The organism is Paenibacillus sp. FSL H7-0714, assembly GCF_038003765.1.
Taxonomy (GTDB): domain Bacteria; phylum Bacillota; class Bacilli; order Paenibacillales; family Paenibacillaceae; genus Paenibacillus_AQ.
Window position 1 is genome coordinate 812892 of the sequence record NZ_JBBOPT010000001.1, and the last position, 19051, is coordinate 831942.

The 19051-nt window shown below is 42.1% G+C and carries 16 protein-coding genes; 11 read left to right on the forward strand and 5 right to left on the reverse strand.

Going from position 1 to position 19051, the window contains the following annotated elements; genetic code table 11:
* Positions 1 to 305 precede the first annotated feature (305 nt).
* Positions 306 to 1130, reverse strand: a complete 825-nt coding sequence (locus tag NST34_RS03605) for a WYL domain-containing protein (RefSeq protein WP_341127159.1) — start codon at positions 1128 to 1130, stop codon at positions 306 to 308.
* Positions 1117 to 2427: a helix-turn-helix transcriptional regulator gene (locus NST34_RS03610; protein WP_341127160.1), complete on the reverse strand. Its 1311-nt coding sequence runs from the start codon at positions 2425 to 2427 to the stop codon at positions 1117 to 1119. The genes NST34_RS03605 and NST34_RS03610 overlap by 14 nt, the downstream gene beginning before the upstream one ends.
* A gap of 62 nt (positions 2428 to 2489) precedes the next feature.
* Between NST34_RS03610 and NST34_RS03615 the strand changes: the two genes are divergently transcribed.
* The 5 genes from NST34_RS03615 to NST34_RS03635 all read left to right on the forward strand — a co-directional run bounded on the left by NST34_RS03615 (position 2490) and on the right by NST34_RS03635 (position 6553).
* Complete coding sequence (locus NST34_RS03615; protein ID WP_339800334.1) at positions 2490 to 2639, forward strand: hypothetical protein; 150 nt, start codon at positions 2490 to 2492, stop codon at positions 2637 to 2639.
* A 386-nt stretch (positions 2640 to 3025) separates the two neighbouring features.
* Positions 3026 to 4141 carry a slipin family protein gene (locus tag NST34_RS03620; RefSeq protein ID WP_149647752.1) on the forward strand — a complete coding sequence of 372 codons (1116 nt, stop codon included), beginning with the start codon at positions 3026 to 3028 and terminating at the stop codon, positions 4139 to 4141.
* 167 nt (positions 4142 to 4308) lie between these two features.
* Positions 4309 to 4842, forward strand: a complete 534-nt coding sequence (gene ssuE / locus NST34_RS03625; protein WP_341127161.1) for an NADPH-dependent FMN reductase — start codon at positions 4309 to 4311, stop codon at positions 4840 to 4842.
* Positions 4843 to 5121: 279 nt separating this feature from the next.
* Positions 5122 to 5700 carry a sigma-70 family RNA polymerase sigma factor gene (locus tag NST34_RS03630; protein ID WP_052404147.1) on the forward strand — a complete coding sequence of 193 codons (579 nt, stop codon included), beginning with the start codon at positions 5122 to 5124 and terminating at the stop codon, positions 5698 to 5700.
* Positions 5693 to 6553: a hypothetical protein gene (locus NST34_RS03635; protein ID WP_341127162.1), complete on the forward strand. Its 861-nt coding sequence runs from the start codon at positions 5693 to 5695 to the stop codon at positions 6551 to 6553. The genes NST34_RS03630 and NST34_RS03635 overlap by 8 nt, the downstream gene beginning before the upstream one ends.
* Before the next feature lie 75 nt (positions 6554 to 6628).
* Here the strand turns inward: NST34_RS03635 and NST34_RS03640 are convergent, their stop codons facing one another.
* Together NST34_RS03640 and NST34_RS03645 are read right to left on the reverse strand one after the other, a co-directional pair.
* On the reverse strand, positions 6629 to 7168 hold the full coding sequence (locus tag NST34_RS03640; protein ID WP_341127163.1) for a PadR family transcriptional regulator: 540 nt from the start codon (positions 7166 to 7168) through the stop codon (positions 6629 to 6631).
* A gap of 46 nt (positions 7169 to 7214) precedes the next feature.
* On the reverse strand, positions 7215 to 8402 hold the full coding sequence (locus NST34_RS03645; protein WP_341127164.1) for a YhgE/Pip domain-containing protein: 1188 nt from the start codon (positions 8400 to 8402) through the stop codon (positions 7215 to 7217).
* 169 nt (positions 8403 to 8571) lie between these two features.
* Between NST34_RS03645 and NST34_RS03650 the strand changes: the two genes are divergently transcribed.
* From NST34_RS03650 to NST34_RS03665, 4 genes are all read left to right on the forward strand, one after another.
* Complete coding sequence (locus NST34_RS03650; RefSeq protein WP_341127165.1) at positions 8572 to 9693, forward strand: NAD(P)/FAD-dependent oxidoreductase; 1122 nt, start codon at positions 8572 to 8574, stop codon at positions 9691 to 9693.
* A gap of 310 nt (positions 9694 to 10003) precedes the next feature.
* Complete coding sequence (locus NST34_RS03655) at positions 10004 to 11170, forward strand: DUF4317 domain-containing protein (RefSeq protein ID WP_076300262.1); 1167 nt, start codon at positions 10004 to 10006, stop codon at positions 11168 to 11170.
* A 472-nt stretch (positions 11171 to 11642) separates the two neighbouring features.
* Positions 11643 to 13559 (forward strand): hypothetical protein, encoded by a 1917-nt coding sequence (locus tag NST34_RS03660; RefSeq protein ID WP_341127166.1) that lies wholly within the window; start codon positions 11643 to 11645, stop codon positions 13557 to 13559.
* A 207-nt stretch (positions 13560 to 13766) separates the two neighbouring features.
* Positions 13767 to 14489, forward strand: a complete 723-nt coding sequence (locus NST34_RS03665; protein ID WP_341127167.1) for an MBL fold metallo-hydrolase — start codon at positions 13767 to 13769, stop codon at positions 14487 to 14489.
* Between the two features lie 17 nt (positions 14490 to 14506).
* Here NST34_RS03665 and NST34_RS03670 read toward each other — a convergent pair whose 3' ends face one another.
* Complete coding sequence (locus NST34_RS03670) at positions 14507 to 15448, reverse strand: AraC family transcriptional regulator (RefSeq protein WP_341127168.1); 942 nt, start codon at positions 15446 to 15448, stop codon at positions 14507 to 14509.
* Positions 15449 to 15854: 406 nt separating this feature from the next.
* On the opposite strand from NST34_RS03670, the gene NST34_RS03675 reads away from it, so the two are divergent.
* Entirely contained in the window at positions 15855 to 16874 is a 1020-nt protein-coding gene (locus tag NST34_RS03675) for a glycoside hydrolase family 88/105 protein (protein ID WP_341127169.1), read from the forward strand.
* A gap of 12 nt (positions 16875 to 16886) precedes the next feature.
* On the forward strand, positions 16887 to 19049 hold the full coding sequence (gnpA, locus tag NST34_RS03680) for a 1,3-beta-galactosyl-N-acetylhexosamine phosphorylase (RefSeq protein WP_341127170.1): 2163 nt from the start codon (positions 16887 to 16889) through the stop codon (positions 19047 to 19049).
* The last annotated feature ends 2 nt before the right edge of the window (positions 19050 to 19051 follow it).

Consider the following 19051-nt stretch of genomic DNA (forward strand, 5'->3'; position numbering starts at 1 on the left):
GAGATTCATCGTATAAAGCTGTTCAAACCGGACATTCATCCCTTGTGGAGAGTGGCTGTGTTGGTGAGCAATGCTGTGAAAAATGTAGTAGTAGATCGGGTTGAGTCATAATACTGATGGTGCGGAAGAATAAAATACAGATAAAAAAGATTGGAGTAAATGATGAACTAACATCGCTCTTGTCATAAGCGGAGGCAACATTGATGGAGATGTATTAACAGCTATATTGAGCAAATATTAATAGATAATTCAAAAGAGTCATGTAGGCATAGATTGCTAACTACATGACTCTTATTTATCTCAGATTACGAAGATAGTTCTTCATCGGTTGGTATGATTCCATAACGCTCTAAAGCTTTTGACGATGATTCGAGCATCCGCTTTTTCAAATAATCGCCTTCGACCACCCAAACCCGCTTTCCCAGAAAACGTATCTTGGAAAGTAAATACTCGAGCTCATCCCCAAGCAGAGAAACTCTGACTCGATAGGTATCCTTCTCCGTATCATACTCAACATTTTTTTCAAAGCTGGAGAAGGCGTATAGAATACGGGATAGCTCTGCGTTATAAACGCGGACAATTTCAATGATGACTTCGGTTTTGCGCGATTCAAGCGTTTTTCCGATCTTCCTTAGAATGTTCTCTGCAGCTGAGGGTTCGATTGGTTCTGATGTGACGGACTGGATCTTCTTTAGTCGGGTACTCATGTAGGAGTGATGCCGAGTGTGATACCAGAGCAAATACCATTCTCTTTTGACCATGGAGTATTCCAGCTTATACGGAAACCCCAAATGATCCTTATTAATACGGTCGCCCTTAATCGCGTAGGTGATAAGAATGCCCGTTTTATTCATGATATGCCGGCGCAAAGATCGCAGAAGAGGGTGGTAGACCTGCTTTTCTAGCGTACGGGCTTTTTCAATCAAATGATTGGAAATATCCATCCCCTGTTCCGACTCAAGGGCAGTACGTAGCTTGTCCATAGTATCCGCAGTGAAAGCATCAGCTGCCGAGGGATGCTCCAGCATCGTCTTCAGCCAGACCCGTTCGTGCGAAGTGATCATGAAAGTACCGGAGTCCTCCAATCGGGAAATGATCTGGTGATTGAATATTTTCTCAAACAGATTCATAGTAAGCTTGGATCTCCTTCCATTCTGCAATGATTTCCCGGCGAAACGAAGCGGGCTCCAGAATCTCGCAGCTGGAACCGAAGCTACGCAGCCATGGCTTAATTTCGGTTACCCCGTTTACGATGATTTCATAAATAAATGAATGTTCATCCTCAAATACAATTTCCCCCCACTGTCCCTGCAAGAGTACCCGTTCCTTGATGAAGTTCGGTTCCGAACCTCCCGGATTAAAAAAACGGACACGCACGGTCACCGGCCGGCCAGTATCTATCAGCCAACTATACTTAATCTTCTCGACAAGCTCTTTATTCTTTTCCTCGTACCAGATCTCATCTACAGGTTCAGCTTCTTCGATTTGCGTAATTCCTTCCATCCGGTATTTCCGAATACCCTGTCTATCATATGAGAGCAAATACCATCGTCCATATTGATGATCGTACACAATTTTAAGTGGAACCACCTTTTCAGCTTTACCCTCTGGTTCACGTTCAAACAGGGGATTGGTGTTTTTGGATGCGTAGCTTTTCTCAGACTTCGGTGAAAAATACAGAAACCTGACTTTGCGGCGATGACGCATGGCATGAAGAAGTGTAAACAGATGCGCCTCATCTAAAATCCTCGAGTAATAGTGATATTTATATAAAAATGGTTCAACGGCATGCCGCTCAACTTGATTGCGGAGAAGATGTTTTTTTAATCCATCACGTAGTAAATATCCTTGAACGGAAGGAACTTGAGTGTTCGCCATCACATCTACAAAATCATATAAATCGATAAGCTCTTCATCCAATAAGCTTCGAATCAAGTCGTCTTGGATTCGATACCGGTACGGGCGAGATCCAGGCTCTCTTGTAATGACTCCGACCTCCTCCAAGTATTTGAGATCTGAGCGAATGGTCTTTTCGTCAGGTAAAGGTAGATCAGAAGGCAGACTGCTGCAGCACATCTCCAATAATTCCTTCGCAGTCAAGGCTTGTTCATTCATTGCACCTAGAAGCAGCGAGACTCGCTGGCTTTCAGATTCCTTTACGGATTTGGCGCGGAATAGAAATAAGAGTAATGGATCGGTGGAGTCATAATATCTGAGGCGAAAGGTCTCGGAAAATTCCCTGCTCTGTTCATCCGCCAAGTGCTGGTGCGTGGAGCTAGCTACTTGTTTGAGTCGTCGGATCGTTTTATCAAAGGTGTGAACGGAAATCCCCAATCTGTCTGCGAACTGTTGTCTGCTGAATGCCCCGCTCGTAAGCACCAGCATTCGCAGAAACTGTATTTCTTTATCAAAGCTTTCCTTAGCCAAAGGTATCCTCCGTTCAAATGAAGCATCTTCTTCCATTGTAACAGGGGAGGGATTTGGGTGTAATGGAAAAGTTTATATGCAGTCGTAATACTTTCACCATGTTCGTTAAGGCTGAAATGAGCGATTATAGAACCTGTAAGGCAGCATTTAGCAAGATGGTAAACGCCAAATGGCGTTTCATCATACATTGGTTCTTATTTGGACGGTCGTAACGAGGCGCGGATATCGATGTATCCCGCAGTGCCGTGCATGCTATGTTACGGTATCCTGTACGATCGGATCGGTAAGAATCCCTTATTAGGGGTTCGATTCCCCAATTGCCTTGGACGCGATTCTGGTAGAGCACTCGACTTTAAATCGAGCGAAAAATTGAAGAAAAGACCAAAGGCTAGAATCCCTTGCAGCTAGCTTTAGTGCACTGAAGTAAGGCTTTGCAATCCGTGGATACCGCTTGTGCGAAATTTCAGGAAGTTCTCTTAGATTAAAGTGTGAGAATATCCATGAGAACAACAGATAAATCGCTTAGCTAAAACGAGATTCCGCCAGAACTTCAGTGGGATTCTAAGACCAATGGTCGAACTAATTAGGGGGAAACATTATGTTGAACAAAGTAACGATTCAAGCTGACGAACGTGGTTTGCTATTTCATAAAGGAAGTTATGTGAAAAAACTGATGCCGGGGAGCTATCACTTTTCAATGTGGTCAAAATCCACCGTTGTGGTGTTGAATATCGCTAAACCGTTTAATGTGGAAGGAAAAGATATGAAGTTATTCCTTCATGATGAAGATCTCGTGCGTGAGCTCGATATCGTACGTGTACAAGATCACGAGTATATTCTGTACTATGAGGACGGGCAATTTGTTCAATTACTTAAGCCTGGTGTCTACGCATTCTGGAATATACTTAAAGAACACACCTTTTTCCATGCAGATATCAGACAACCCGAATTGCCTGTCGAGGTAAACCGCGCAATTATAGCGAAGCTAACAGCAAATGTGCAGTCCTACGAAATTGCGAGCTACGAATCTGGATTTCTGTTTTATGATCATGTATTACAACGAGAACTTCCTCCTGGCAAGTACCACTTCTGGAGAGGTCCAGTTTCGACTGTGGTAAAGACGATTGATTTAAGACAACAACAAATGGATCTCATCGGCCAAGAGATCATGACTGAAGACAAAGTTTCGCTGCGGCTTAACTTCGTTTGTCAGTACAAGATCGTAACGCCATTACGTGCTCTGGAAATGAAGTCATTTGACGAGCAAATCCATATCCAGCTTCAGCTTATGCTGCGGGAATATGTCGGAACGCTCAAATTGGATGATCTTCTGAAACGAAAAGAGGACGTTGCGTCGTTCGTCCTATCCCGTTTACGTGAGAAGGGTGAAGAGTTCGGAGTAGATTTCCTGAGTGCTGGGGTTAAGGATGTCGTTTTGCCAGGGGAAATGAGAGATATAATTAACACCGTTCTGCTTGCGGAGAAAAGAGCACAGGCAAATCTAATTACTCGTCGTGAAGAAACGGCCTCAACCCGAAGCTTGCTTAACACCGCAAAGCTAATGGATGAGAATCAGACGCTGTTCCGACTGAAAGAGCTGGAATTCCTCGAGAGAATATGCGAGAAAATCGGATCCATATCTTTTACGGGTGGCGGGGATTTGTTGGAGCAATTAAACTCTTTGCTTGGCGAACGAAAAGCGACAGGAAAATAAGGAATATCAAATGGAATAGATAAGTGCCACTCCTAATGGGGATTGGCATTTTTTGGTTTTTTTCTGAAAAGTTTCTGTATATTCATCCAGTTCACAATAGGTTCTTTACCTGTTGTTCCAACACTTGAAAAAGCACTAACCGGTGCGAGCACAGGAGGGAATGTGTAATGAGCAAAGCAGTCATTATTAATGGAGGAAATACTAGAAAGTCCCGGTTGACTGCTATCCATCAGCAGGTTGGAAGATTTTTAGAACAAGAGGGGATTGGGCATCATTCGATCTATGTCCATGAGCTACCTGCAGTTGATTTACTTACGGCCAATTTTGCCAGCGAGGAGATTCTAGAGGCTAATGCGCTAGTGGAAGAAGCAGATATTGTTGCCATATTAACGCCTATCTATAAAGCTTCCTATACGGGGATTTTAAAAACCTATTTAGATCTCCTTCCGCAAAAAGCGCTGGTTGATAAGCGAATTGTACCTATTGCTATTGGGGGTTCGTTAGGTCATCTTCTAGCTATTGAATATGCATTGAAACCTGTATTATCCGTGCTGGGTGCTACTGAGATTTTTAATACGGTTTATTTCTTAGATCGGCAAATAGAACGGTTAGAAGCAGATGGTTATCGTATTGATGAGGAAGCAGAGCAACGCCTAAATGTAGAATTACTAAAGCTTGCACCTGCAAAAATAATTAATTAAGCTAAGGTAGCAGTAAGTAAGGGATTAACATTAACGCAGCCTTTCGGGGTGGCGTTTTTTTGTGTTGTGATTATTAACCCCATGAACGATCGCTGAAAAAGGTCCTCCGTCTCCATTTGGTGAACTATAAGTTGTATGATGGTTTCTTAATCCCACAATTATCAAAAGATTTGTTAATGGTTTGGGCTTTTCTACGTATTAACTTATGTAAGTTTCTTCACAACAAATTGCGCAATTTGTTTAGCTTTTCGATGAAGGTGAGGTGGAAGGAGGGTGAAGATGGAAGTTATCCAGGGTACTGCGGACCGTTACAAGAATATCGAAAGATCACGTGGTGCCATGATGTCAAAAGAGGAATTTACCCGGATGTACGATACGTACTACAAACGTGTTTACAAATATATTAGTTATCGTATTAATAACCATCACGTGTCAGAGGACATTTGCAGTCAGGTATTTGAGACGGTGATGTGCAAGTATTACAGCTTTTCAGAAGAAAAATCGAATTTTGAGGTTTGGCTGTTTGCCATTGTAAGGAACGCTGTGACGGATTACTTCCGGGGGCAGAAGAAAAGAAGCTACACCTCACTAGATTCTTTGCTGGAGCTCATATTTCCCAAGCCGTCTCCGGAGGAACTGGCGATTCGTGAGGATAATAATCAAGCACTGTTCAAGGCGCTCTCCAAGCTACGTGAGAAGGAACGTAATATCATTGCAATGAAATATGGGGCTGGACTGAAAAATTCCGAAGTCGCACAGATCATGGGCGTCAGTGAGTCCAATATTGGTGTCGTATTGCATAGAAGTCTGAAGAAACTGCATATTTCCTTAAAAGCAGGAGGATTCAACCATGAATAAGAAAAATGATGATCTCACAAAATTCAGCAAAACTATAGAACTGCTTGAGAATGTTGAACAGGATAACACTGCCGCCAAAGAAAGAATTTATAACCGTTTAGTATACAAGTTGGACCATGGAGCTCTTGAACTCAAATCAGAGAAAAAGGACGGGATAACGATGAAAAAAAGTAGCTGGAGAAATGCAATAGTGATTGGTAGTGCAGTAATTTGTCTAGGTGGCGCATTCTCTGCAACCTCCTATGCACAGGATATGTTCCAATCGATCATGGCAAAGTTTGAAGTAGGAAATCTCGAAATCACGCAATACGATAAGGAAATCCCTTCAGCTGCACAGTCAATGACTCCATCTGAAGAGGGGAAAGGCGGGGAGAATGTTGCCATTGAATTGCCGGTTGCGGCCAAGTTGACCCTGGATGAAGCACGTGCGGAGCTTGGAATGAACTTCCCGGCACCAACCTGGATGGCAGACTATGCGTTTGTGAATGTTGTTCTTCAGGGGACCAGCATGGTTGAAGTGCAGTATAACTCCGGGGATAAAGCTGTTAATTTCCTAATCTCCAAGGGCGGCGACAATGGGATCAGCACTACAGAAGAAGTGAAGACAGAAGTAATTAACGGGACTAAAGTTTATTTTGCAAATGGAATTGTGATTTGGGAAAAAGATGGCTTTACCATTGAACTTTACGCTCAAGAAGACTTTGACAAAGCTACACTTGGGAAGATCATCGACAGTTTCAGCATCGGTGCTCCTGTGCAGTCCTTAGGGACTGAAGAAGTGAAAGAGAATTTACAGAAGAATGAAGGAGTAGTTGCAGCTCCAGCTTCCGTTCCGGTTGTAGATTCAAAATAAGATGGTCTACTTAGGGTAGAAATGCCCATAGATACACACAAAGAAGACGCGAGGGGATTTCCCTGAGCGTCTTTTTTATATCGTTTTCGTTTTCAGCTTTTCTAAAAGAACCTTCCACCAGTGAATAGATTGCTCTAGTTGAGAAACGTAGTAGCTTTCCATGAAATCTACGACTTCACGAGTGGAGCTAACTACATCTATTTGATGGTAAATTTGATTTAATTGATCTTTTCTTATCAGTGACTGTTCAATTTTCTTCTCGATAATCGGGATCACTTTGTCAGTCTCTACAAAACGAAGATTCACAAGAGCGACAATCATATCTGAAATAGATCCTGCATTTTCTATTACCTGATAAATTTTGAGCGGGAGCTGCTTACGCCCTTTATCAGTAATGGAAAACACCTGCTTGTCTGGGCGATGTTCTTCTTTGATAATCTCTACCTGTTCAACTAAGCCCTGTTTCGAAAGGGATTCAAAATGATAATATAGTTTGCTTTCAGATAGATTTAGCAATTTATCAAATGGAATAGGGGTGGATAGTTCTTTTTTTAATTTATAAGGATAATTATTTTCATCCATTAACTTACTTAAGATATAAATTTGAATTGACATCACAGAACCCACTCCTAATTGTTGGCTAAACTCTATCTTACCAAACCTAGGCGGTTATTTCAGCTGTATTTTTAACTTCAACGGGCAGTATAGTTTCTTTAGTCAGAGGTACAGGTTTATGAACAAACCGGACGATTACAATGTTAATCATCATAGCCCCGGCAAATACGCCTGCTAATCCCCATAAGAAGGGTGCTGGACTAATAGAACCAAACATTTGTGCCAAATAAGCTTGTACAGAATAATACATCGGTGTGATGCGGCCGAACCAATCATATGGTATATACATCATATCACGAGGCATGGTAGCACCATTGGCGATGGTTTGCATGAGCAGGATTGGAATATTTAAGACCATACCGCCTTCGCCAACTAGGAAGACCATAATCGCACACACGTTAAATGCAGCCATATACATTAGAATTTGCTGAGCAGCAACTGGTAACAGTAAGGATAGGTCTACATCTGCAATAGAGAATGCAATGGCTAAAGCAACGACTGTTGATAATACAGCGATTAATAAAGCTGTTAATTGAACGAACATAAACAGTTTTGTCTTGCTTGCTTTCCCGCGGCTCGCTTTAAAAGAAGCAACTAATTGCATGGAGGCAATCATTGCCCCAACATAACCAGCCATAGTTAAGAACATAGGTAGCATGTTGTTGTGCATGCCGTCCGGAACATCATTGATGACAACATAATTCCCGACATAACTATTTTCAATTTGTGTAGCCATTGCGGTGGCTTGTTCTTCTGGTACGTTAAAGTTCATTAACACACCTTTTGCGGTTTGCTCTGAGAAGTTCGCGCTTAATTGTTTGTTAATTTCTCCTACAACGGAAGACATGGCTGAAGATACCATGGTGGCAGAAGCTTCGTTGACTGTGAAATCAATACTTGCGGATACCTTACCGCTTTGAACGTTGGCGGAAAATTCTTCTGGAATATGGACAACTAGAGCTAACTTATTATGCTTTAATTCATCCATCGCCTTTTTATTCGATACATCGGTTTTTATCGTTTTGAATGGTAAGCTCTCCGAAAACTGACTCGAAATCTGAGCCCCATATTTACCTGCATCATCATTGACGATAGCAATTTTTAAATCATCCATGTTCCCTGGAAGTGCTGTATACCCTGGTAAGAAAATACCAAGCATCGCAATGGCATAGAACACACCCATAAAAATAGAACCAATGGCCCCTTTGGACTTCAAAAACTGTGAAAACTTCAACTGTATACCTTCTTTCTTCTGAACAACACTTTTATTTTAGTACTCTAATTAAAGTACTTTTAACTGAGTGGGATTTATAGTACGATAATTCATTATAAATGTCAAATTTAAGATACAATGGGTAAGTAGTGAATGATTAAAAAAATGAATAACTGAAAGGACTTAGGACATGAACAAGGTTATTGTAATTGGTGCAGGGATATTAGGGGCTTCAGCAGCTTATCAGTTAAGCAAGTTAGGTGCTGAGGTCATCATTATAGATCGTAAAGATGTTGGACAAGCAACAGATGCAGCAGCAGGGATTATTTGTCCATGGTTGTCTCAACGCAGAAACAAAGCATGGTATCGTCTTGCTAAGGCGGGAGCAAGCTTTTATCCAGCACTTATTCAAGAGTTGGAAGAGGCTGGAGAAACCGAGACTGGATACGCAAAAGTTGGAGCGATATGTATCCATGATGATTTGAAAAAGTTACTCGCGATGAAAGAAAGAGCGGAACTGCGTAGAGAGGACGCCCCTGAAATAGGTGAGCTTACGATGCTGACGTATCTTGAAGCGCAAGAGAAGTTTCCCTTATTGTCGGAAGGTTATCATGCGCTGCATGTATCGGGTGCAGCAAGAGTGGACGGACGTGAATTACGTGATGCTTTGCTAAGAGCGGCACAGCGAAATGGTGTGCAGATGATTGAGGGAGATGCTGTTCTTGAGCATGATGATCATGAAATTAAAGGGGTTAGCGTAGGAGAACAGACATTCACAGCGGATGAGGTGATTGTGTGTGCAGGGGCTTGGTCTAACGCTTTGCTTCATCCGCTTGGGATCATGCTTCAGGTGCGTTATCAGAAGGCTCAAATTATGCACTTGAAGCTTGCTCAACAAGCGAGTACAGAGCAATGGCCTGTCGTAATGCCGCCTACAGATCAATATATCCTTGCATTTGCGGATCAAAATATCGTAGTAGGTGCTACTCACGAAAATGATGTCGTAGGTTATGATACCTCTGTAACCGCAGGTGGAATGCAAGAAATTTTAAATAAAGGTCTTCAAACGGCTTCCGGTCTTGCAGATTGCAGCCTAAATGAAATAAGAGTAGGGTTCCGTCCATTTACAGCAGATTTTCTTCCCGTGTTGGGCAGGGTTCAAGGATGGAATAAACTAATTGTTGCTAATGGACTAGGGTCATCCGGATTAACGATGGGACCCTTTCTTGGTGAACAGCTAGCCAAGCTAGCCATGGATCAACAGGTAGATATTCCGCTTGAAGACTATGCATTAGAGCATGCGATAAAATGATTAGAACGAGCACGTATAAAAAAACCTTCTATATAAGTTGAACTAAAAACATTCTAAAAAGGAAAAGTGATGGAGGGGAAGTTTGGAACTGTAGGAACGTAGTGTCCGCCTTTGTCACCGGATTTCAACCATGAAACATGGTAATAATCGAGAAATCTGGTGACAACAGCGGCCGGAAGTCCAAACATTCACCGGAGTCACGAACTTACCTTAATAGAAAAATCTTAAGTTCAACTAGTATAGCGAAGGTTTTTTTTATCCTTTATACTGAAAAGACCAATTTATCTTCCTAGGAGTTGTCTAACGAATCATGATAAAGAAAGAAGTCGCGCATATACGCAAGCAATTTAAGCTGGATCACGATTTAATGAATATTTACGATATTCTCAACGTGTATATTATGAAGGAAAGCAACGAGATCTATCATTGGGAGCGCCTGCCGTTTGGAATGGTGGATAGAGAGAAGCAGGAGCTGTATATGGGCAATTTCAAAAAGCTCTTGACCGGCGAACTGGATCAGAAATTGTTCGAGTTGAAGTTTCAGGCGGAAGCGGAGGAGCCAGCGCAGGTGATGCTTCACCAAGCTTTGGTGACTGGGGATCCAGATGAATGGCAGGACCTGATGCTGCTGTTGGTGGACAGAATGATGGCGGATACCCATTATGAACGCGATACGGTGATCACTTTCGTTCGCGGACAATATTACCGTCCGACTAAAGATAGAAACGATGAAGCCGAGGAAAGTGAGAAAAATGAAATGTTCGCGCATCCGTTTATTCTATGCAGCGTGAATTCCACGGAGAAGCAACGGAAAGCTCTCTTATTTGATTATGTGGAAAGGGAATTCAAGTACAATGTCATTGTAGATCCGATTGTTAAGTTAAGTACACCGGAGCAGGGCTTCTTTTACCCGAGCGTGACGGACAATTATTCCGATGTGAACCGCATTCTATATTGTACGGGAAAATCGAACTTTCCAGATCCGCATTTCATCGAGCAGGTCTTGAACGCTGAAAGATCTGTGACGGCACTGGAAGAGAGAGCTATTTTCGAAGACATCGTGAAGGAAGTGGCGGGCGAACAACTTGACGCGACTACTATTGCTCAGTTGTACGAGGAAATCCACCAGGTCATTGAAACCAACCAAGATGAAGAAGAACCTCCTAAGCTCGACTATAGAGATGTAGAACGTGTGCTGAAGGTAAGCGGCGTTGAAGACGTGACGATGGAAAAAGTGGAACGTGCGTTTGAAACCATCGTAGACGATAAGCACTATGAAATGAAGGCAAGTAGCGTGATGCCGAAATTCACTACAAAATCGATAAAGATCGAAACAAAGGTAGCTACGATTTCGGTCAGTCCGCAGGATTTGAAATATGTGAAGCAAGTGAATTATCAAGGTAGACGTTGTATCTTGATTGAGGTTGACGAAGATGCCGTGATCGAAGGATTTACACTCACTACAGAAACGCTTTAGATTTTTTAATAGCGGGCTATCCTTAAAGTCTTTGATCAAGACTTGGGATAGCCCTTTTTGTATCAAATATGGTACTTAAAGATATAGTTGATATATTCTTTTGCACTAGTATTAATTTCTTCATCGCTGGCTTGAAATGAAGTTCCAAGCGTTGTAGCCTTTGAATAGGTTTGCGCGTCATTTGAATCAAACTGATTTTACAGAATTGTTATCAAACTATTAAAAAAAAGTAGGGTTGTTCAAATCCCATGGTATAGCGAATGAAAGCGTTTTTATTGATTTTGCGACCGCTATCCCCCAAAGAAATTGGCATTATTTAGTGCTTGAAGTTCCTCTGATTTGGATATTTTATTTAGTTATTGTTTTATTTCAATAGGATAATGTTACCTTACCGTCACTCTGTCCTATGTTTATAGGATTATAATAAGTCTGTAATCGACACCAACCTTAAAAGACCATCGGAGGTAACACAATGAAAATAAAGAAAACATTATCCGTTGCATTATGTGTAGCAGCAGTCGCATCTTTCTCTTCCCAAGCAATGGCCAATCCTGTCGCAACGCCAACCAGTTCAACCGTAGCATCATCCACTAATCAAGTTGGACAAAAATTTACACTAGCTGGTGTTAAAACGAACGCCAATACAGTATTGATAGCAACAAGCACGGTTGATCTTGATTTGGATGGCGTGAAGGACACTTTATATCTCATCGGTGACAAAAATGAATCTCCTGATTTCGACAACATTAATCTCATCGTTGTAAACGGCAAAACAAACAAAGTGTTAAACGCAGGGATTAAAGACTTTGGTGGTTTGAACGCGAAAATCAGCTATGTGAGTGATTTCAATAATGACCATGCACTTGATGTGATGATTACCGCTTACTCAGGTGGTAACAAAGGGTCTACCAATGCTAGAATCGTAACCTTCAAGAACGAAACACCTTCCATTATTCTGGGCGGGGACTTGAAGATCAAAGGTGAGCGGGCATTGTTCAAAACATTAGAAGCGGTTGACGTAGAGAATGATGGTGTAAGTGACCTACTTGGAATCAGAACCCTCTATGGTGATACTAATGCCGAGGTAAAAGGCTATGAAAAAGTATGGTTTGCGTACAAAAACGGCGAATTCCAAGTTAGCAAAACAGAAACTACTAAAGAAGACCCATTTAAACAACCTGCACTTGGTGAACTGACTGTTGGCCAACCTTTCGCATTGCAAGGTGTTAACACAACAGATAAGACTGTTCTTATCAGAAAACAAGTTAACGATGTTAATAAAGACGGTGTCCAAGATAAAATCTATCTGATCGGTGACAAAGCAGATGAGCTTGGTTATGTAAGCAACATCAACCTGGTTGTTGTCGATGGCAAAACAAACACATTGAAGGATGCAAAAATCAGCGGTTTCGATGGCTTTAAACCAGAAATTCAATGGATTGGTGATTTCAACGGGGACAAAGCAAATGATGTAATGTTTACAGCATTCTCCGGTGGTAACAATGGTACAACAGATGCTTACATATTGTCTTTCACAGGTGATAAGGTACAACCACTTTTGAGTGTAAAACCTGTTGTGGATGGTAAACCAGCATTTTTCAATACTTTAGAGCAAGTAGATCTTAATAAAGATGGTGTATATGATCTGGTAGGGACTAGAAAAATTCGCGGTGACGCTGAAGCTATAGTTCTAGGTGAGGAAAAAACAACATTCACATTCAAAGACGGTGCTTTCAAGGTTGTGGGTACAGAAACCATTAAATCCGATAGCAAACCAGCGACTACACCAACAACTACAACAAGTGATTTCACCGTTGGCAAACGTTTTGAGCTTAAGGGGATTACAACAACAGCAAAAACAATCCTGCTTGCGAAACAACAAGTGGATGTAACTGGTAATGGTGTTGCGGATAATGTCTTACTGATTGGTAACAAGGATGCCGCAAATGGTGGACTGGTTACAGATATCAACATCATCGTTATTGAAGGAAAAACTAAAAAAGTGATCAACAGTAATCTCAAAGGCTTCACGGGTTACCAGCCAAAAATTAACTTCGTTGGAGATTTCAACGGAGATAAATCTAAAGATGTCATGATTACTGTATACTCTGGCGGTAACAACGGCAGCACTAATGCTTACGTAGTATCCTTCAAAGATAGTGGTGTGAAAGTTCTTCTTAACGAGTACGTGAAAGTGAATGGCAAACGTTCACTCTACAATACAATGAAAGCATCTGATGTAGATAAAAATGGAGTCTATGAGATTGTTGCAACAAAAACGATTCGTGGTGAAGCTACTTCCGTAATTAAAGGCGTAGAAACCTCTGTTCTTGCTTACAAAAACGGAGCATTCCAAGTTCGTTCGACAACTATGAAGAATTCGAAATAACCTTATAGCAAAAACCTAATTGTGAGGGAGTCTCCCAGTAGCCATAAAAAAGTGGCTACCGGGGGGACTCTCTTTTTTTGGAGTTGGATTGACTTGTGCATTTGGTGAGAACGCCTAAAACTAAACTCTCCCTTGCTCAAAAAGTCTTGCGGATCCATTATTAAATTACAAAATGACCCGCTATTCTAAAGGAGAGAAAACAATCTTATGGAACTAAAAAAAATAAATGAATCTATTTATTACTTAGAAAATGTTAGGGAAACAGACAGACCTGTTTTGGGATATGTTGTAGGTGAGAACTTTTCAATTATGATTGATTGTGGCAATTCAAAATCGCATTTTGATGCCTTTATAACGGGTTTGGATGATCACAATCTATCTCGTCCCAAATATGCTTTGATTACGCACTGGCATTGGGATCATACCTTTGGTATGCATGCTTTTGAGGGGGAAACCATAGTATCTTCAGCAACGAATGAGGTACTAAAGCGATTGAAAGCGTGGAAATGGGATGAAGAGTCCGTTATAAAACGTCTAGGGACAAAAGAAGAAATAGAATTCGCCTATAACTGTATGAAAAAAGAATACGATACGTTCGATAAGATTTCGGTCAGCACAGGATCGATTATTTTCGAGGATTCTTTAACATTGGATTTAGGGGGCATCACTTGCCAAATCCTCAAGGTAGGAGGGCCGCATGAAGCAGACTCTTGTGTTGTATATGTTAAAGAAGCGGAGGTTTTATTTGCAGGTGATGCACATAGTGGAGATTATTATCATGGAGAAGGTAAGATTGATCCCATAAAAATGAAGGAATATGTTGAGTTTTTAAAAAATCTTTCATTTACTACGTATATCCCAGGGCACGACGCCCCTATGAGCAAGGAGCAAATCATTCATGTGTTAAGTAGATTTTGTGAAATGAAGTAAACAGGGACTCCCTTTCCCTATACCCACCCCGTAAACTCTAATATAGATGCTTTTGCAGATTGGGTTTCGGAATGTGCGGCTTTACGCCATTGTTTGGGAGATTCGCCCATAAGCTTGGAGAAACATCGGTTGAAGCTGGAAATAGACTGAAAACCGACTTGTTCAGAGATGGAGAGGATGGAAGCATCCGTGCTTTTTAACTGCTTGCAGGCCTCTTCAATACGAGTGCTGTTTAGGAAATCGAGAGGTGCGGTCCCCATGATCTCATGGAATTTTCTGCGAAAATGAGTGGTGCTTAGATGGCACAGATCAGCTAGGTCATTGATGGTAATAGGTATCATATAGTTTTTGGTGATGTATTCCAGAACCGGAGAGATGACAAAATCACCTTTCAGGTTATGCTCTGTTTCTTGCTCTGCTAAGGGTTCATTCCGGGAATGAATTCTAAGCAGCTCTATATAAAGGGATAACAATAAGCCGTAAGCACTTTCCTGATAGTAAGGATTTTTGTGCTTCAATTCCTCTACAATCGATGTCGCAAGGGTATAAACCTTGGGATGTTCCTCCTTGTTCAAAATACAATTCTTTCCCTTGATCGCCCACAAATTTGGCTCGAAGTCACTATAAGCGCTTTTGAATGAATGTTGAAAGAGCTCCTCTGGTGAGAAAAAGATATAAGACCAAAGACTGGCCTCATTTGGCGAACTATACGTGGTATGAGGCAGATACCTAGGGATGAAGGTCACATCTCCGGCTTTAAAGGGTACGGATTCACCTTTGATCTCCATGATGCCGCTATCCGAATGACAAATGCCAATCTCTAAATGGTTATGGAAATGGAGATGTTCACTTTTGATATCGGAAATCTTCCAACGTTCACCGCTTAACAGTAGAATAGGGAAGTTTATCGGCAAGCTGTAGTGGCGGTATTCAATGACGGGCTTCTTTTTTCTGGGCATATTCTCAATACTCCCATTCTTATTACGTAGGTTGAGTAGATTATAGGTTAAAGTGATTTCAAGTTCAACAATATAGATGTACTTTACAACTTGAGGAAAGGGAAAGAAGCGGTGGAGGGGAATTTTGGAACTGTAGGAGCGTTAGCGTCCGCCTTTGTCTCCGGATTTCAACCGCTAATAGCGGTACAAATCAAGAAATTCTTACGACAACAGCGGCCGGAAGTCCAACATTCCCCGGAATTGCGACTGACCCTGTACTCTTAATGGTTGAAATTGCACAGTTTAGTTATGAATATGCTTAGAATCAGACCATTTTACTCCTTACAATGGAGTTAGTAAAGCGTTTACATAGGACGGACAGCTCTCAGCGCCAATGGGGGCGTGTGCGAAAGAGAGGAGAATCAAGATGCTTCAATTAACTTATGACAGAGAAGAGATTCTAAGCGTTATCGACAAAGTAGTTAGAAAAACAATGACGATGGATTTAACATGGGACTGGCCTTGTGGTGTGGCTTATTATGGGGTATCCAGAGCTTATAAAACGACAGGCAATAAAGAGTATTTGGATATGCTTGTCCAGTGGGCAGATGAATATATTGAGCTGGGCCTGCCGGACTGGACGGTAAACACCTGTGCCATGGGGCATATGCTGATCACCTTGTATGAAGAAACAGGCAATCAGAAATATTGGGATATTGTAATGAGCAAGGTGGATTATCTGCAGAACCATGCGCTTAGATTCGGAGATCATGTGCTGCAGCATACCGTATCCGTCTCTAATGATTTTCCAGAGCAGGCATGGGCAGATACATTGTTTATGGCGGCGTTTTTTCTGCTACGCGTAGGAAGTAAATTAAACGATCAGGAAATGATCCAGGATGCCCTGAATCAATATTACTGGCATATCAAATACCTGCAAGACCCAAGCAGCGGCCTCTGGTACCATGGCTACAATAATGTGAAGCAGGATCATATGTCCGGACTATATTGGGGCAGAGCAAATGCTTGGGGCGCATATACCATGTCGCAAGTCAAAAAGCTTTTGAAAGAATGGTATTTGTATCCGCAGTGTATGGACGTGGAGTGCTCACTGCGCGATCAATTGGCGGCACTCAAGCTTGTGCAAACGGAGAACGGCCTGTGGCGGACAGTGCTTGATGACGAAGAATCTTATGAAGAAGTATCCGCGTCTTGCGGGATTGCGGCTGCTATGATCAATAACGGCAATCCGCTGCATACCAAATATGTGCAAAAGGCCCTGAAGGGCGTCTTGAGCAATATCAGCGAGGATGGACGAGTACTGGGAGTATCGGGCGGAACAGCGGTTATGAAGGACCGGGAAGGCTATCGCAATATTCCAAAGGACTGGATTCAAGGCTGGGGCCAAGGCTTAACACTCTCTTTTCTGTCCGATATGCTTAAATAGGAGGGATCCAAGTTGTCCAAGCAAACAACGGGGGCCTTTACACTACCGGGCGAATCCGGTTATGAGGCACTGACCTTAGAGCTAGCTGAACGGTGGGGTGCCGATGTCATCCGTGACAGTGACGGCACACAGTTGTCCGATGAGATTATCAACGCAGGATACGGCATTTATTCTACAATCTGTATCATCAGAGATCATAACGAATGGGCATCTCAAAACCCTGATAAGCTACAGCAGAGCTTTTTAATTACTAATCCGAAGGTAGCGGTCGAAGATTATTTATCCATTTATTTGATGGAGGACTTTTTCGCTGAACAATTCCGAGTGAATGATTCCAAAGAGGCGTTTAAGTACTGGCAGGTTTTTGACCGAACTACTGGTGAAGAGGTTCCAAAAGAACAGTGGAATTATGAACGGGAATCAGGAAATGTAGTCATTACTGGAATTGCGCCTTGGCATAAATATACGGTCAGCTTCATGGTCTACCGGATTTGGGAAGAGATCTCCATGTACAATCACACCACGAATCACTGGGAAAAAGAACATCTAATGCAGATTGATCCCATCTATGTTGAAACGCAAAAGTATTTGCTCCACTTCCTTGAAGATTGGTGCCGTAAGCATAAGGAAACAACGGTGGTTCGGTTTACGTCCCTATTTTATAATTTCGCCTGGATCTGGGGCAGCAATGAGCGCAATCGCCATTTGTTCTCGGACTGGGGTTCATATGATTTTACGGTAAGCTCAAGAGCGCTTGATCTGTTTGCTCAAAAATATGGGTATTCGCTCACGGCCGAGGATTTTGTGAATGGTGGAAAATATCGTGTCAGTCATATCCCGGCGCAGCAGCGCAAGCTGGACTGGATGGCATTTATCAATGACTTTGTCATCGAATTTAGTAAGAAATTAATTGATATTGTGCATGGGTACGACAAGCTGGCATATGTCTTCTATGATGATAGTTGGGTTGGCATGGAGCCTTACAATGATCGTTTCGAGGAGTTTGGCTTTGACGGAATGATTAAATGTGTGTTCTCAGGGTTCGAGGCAAGAATGTGTTCAGGTGTAAAAGTAGATACCCGTGAGATTCGGCTGCATCCCTACTTGTTTCCGGTTGGTTTAGGTGGTCTGCCTACCTTTATGGAGGGAGGGAACCCTACACTAGATGCCAAAAAATATTGGATCAATATTCGGCGTGCTCTACTCAGAGAGCCTATAGATCGAATTGGATTGGGTGGATATTTGCATCTTGTAGAGCCTTATCCGGATTTTTGTGATTATATCGAAAAGATTGCGGGTGAATTCAGAGAAATTAAAGAGCTGCATCATAAAGGCAAACCGTATCATATTAAGACGAAGGTAGCCATTCTGCACGCTTGGGGCAAATGGAGATCGTGGACCTTGTCCGGGCATTTCCATGAAACGTATATGCATGATTTGATTCATATCAACGAGGCTTTATCCGGATTGCCGATTGAAGTACAGTTCATTGATTTTGAGGATATCCGTCAGGGAATTTTAAAAGATTGTGATGTAGTGATCAATGCCGGATCGGCTGGTTCAGCATGGAGTGGTGGAGAACGCTGGAGGGACAACAAGTGTGTGGACTTACTGACAAAGTGGGTGTTTGAAGGTGGTACTTTTATAGGCGTGAATCAGCCTTCAGCGCTTGAAGGGTATGACAGCTTTTTCAAAATGGCACATGTGCTCGGTGTAGATGAGGATACAGGCTCCAGAGTAGCGCATGGAAAATGGACATATGAAGTGAAGGATGAGCTTGGTGTAGTACCTATTGGGGCTAGCATAACACCCAAAAATAACATTTATCTTACTGATGGAGCAGCAGCGGTTGTGACTGAAACGGATGGTCTAATAACACTGTCCACCCATGCTTTCGGTAAAGGAAAGGGGATCTACCTTCCATCTTTCCAATTCAGCTTTGAGAATACAAGATTGCTGCTGAATTTGATTCGTTTGGCGGGTAATGAGTTCACGGAGATCAAGTACATTACGGACAACTTATATACAGAGTGTGCTTATTATCCAGAAAGCAAAATACTCGTGGTCATTAACAATAGCGATCAGCTTCAAAAAACTACGATTCATACGGAATATGGACAGCAAACCTTGGAATTAGATCCGTATGACACGATTATTAGAACGATTGGGGATTAATA